The 1,189-nt window shown below is 57.9% G+C and carries 1 protein-coding gene; it reads left to right on the forward strand.

Features of this window, described 5'->3' with window-relative positions:
- Window positions 1-89: 89 nt before the first annotated feature.
- Window positions 90-1,073, forward strand: a complete 984-nt coding sequence (locus L6D80_RS29820; protein ID WP_081264849.1) for an IS5 family transposase — start codon at window positions 90-92, stop codon at window positions 1,071-1,073.
- The last annotated feature ends 116 nt before the right edge of the window (window positions 1,074-1,189 follow it).

Genomic DNA, 1,189 nt, shown 5'->3' on the forward strand with positions numbered 1-1,189 from the left:
TAAGGAAACTCCGAACAAGTCAGCACAGGCCATCTGACCTGTGCTGAAATAGCCCTCTGTCCAACAGCCCTCTACAAGCCCTCCTTCCCATGAGTCAGATGAGCTTTTCCGATTTCGAGTACGCCGGTAAGCGCAAGCAAACCCGTCGCGAGCGTTTCCTGGCCGAGATGGAGCAGGTGGTGCCGTGGAGCGGTTTGGTGGCATTGATCGAGCCGCATTACCCAAAGGCCGGCGGTGGTCGCAAGCCGTACCCACTGGAAACCATGCTGCGTGTTCACCTGCTGCAAAACTGGTTTTCGCTGAGCGATCCGGCCATGGAAGAAGCACTGTACGAAATCACGTCGATGCGCCAGTTTGCTCGCCTGACGCTCAGCGCTCCGATCCCCGAAGACACGACGATCATGAATTTCCGGCACCTGCTGGAGAAGCATCAGCTGGCGGCGGGCATTCTGGAAACCATCAACAATTACCTGCGAGACAAGGGCCTGTCGTTGCGCCAGGGCACCATTGTCGACGCCACCATCATCCACGCGCCCAGTTCGACCAAGAACAAGGAAGGCAAGCGCGATCCTGAAATGCATCAAACGAAGAAGGGCAACCAGTACTATTTCGGCATGAAGGCGCACATCGGCGCGGATGCTGAATCGGGTCTGGTGCATCACGTTCATGGCACCGCCGCGAACGTGGCCGACGTAATGGAAGTTGCACAACTGCTGCATGGCGCAGAGAACGTCGTGTGTGCCGACGCGGGCTACACCGGCGTAGAGAAGCGGCCTGAGCACGACGGGCGGCCAGTGATCTGGCAGATAGCTGCGCGACGCAGCACCTACAAGCACTTGAGCAAACGCAGCGTGCTCTACAAAGCCAAGCGCAAGATCGAAAAGGCCAAGGCGCAAGTGCGTGCAAAGGTGGAGCACCCGTTCCGGGTGATCAAACGCCAGTTCGGCTATGTAAAGACGCGTTTTCGCGGCTTGGCCAAGAACACAGCGCAACTGACCACGCTGTTTGCGCTGTCGAATCTGTGGATGGTGCGCCGGCAATTATTGCCTGCTGCGGGAGAGGTGCGCCCGTGAGGGCAGAAAACCAAGGCTGTGCCTTGGTTATCCAATAATCAGCGGGTGAAAATCGGGCTTTTCGGCATGCCCAAGCCGTCCATTTCCGGCTGATGGGCAACTTGTTCGGAGTTTCC

It is taken from the genome of Pseudomonas ceruminis, assembly GCF_021602025.1.
Lineage (GTDB): Bacteria > Pseudomonadota > Gammaproteobacteria > Pseudomonadales > Pseudomonadaceae > Aquipseudomonas > Aquipseudomonas ceruminis.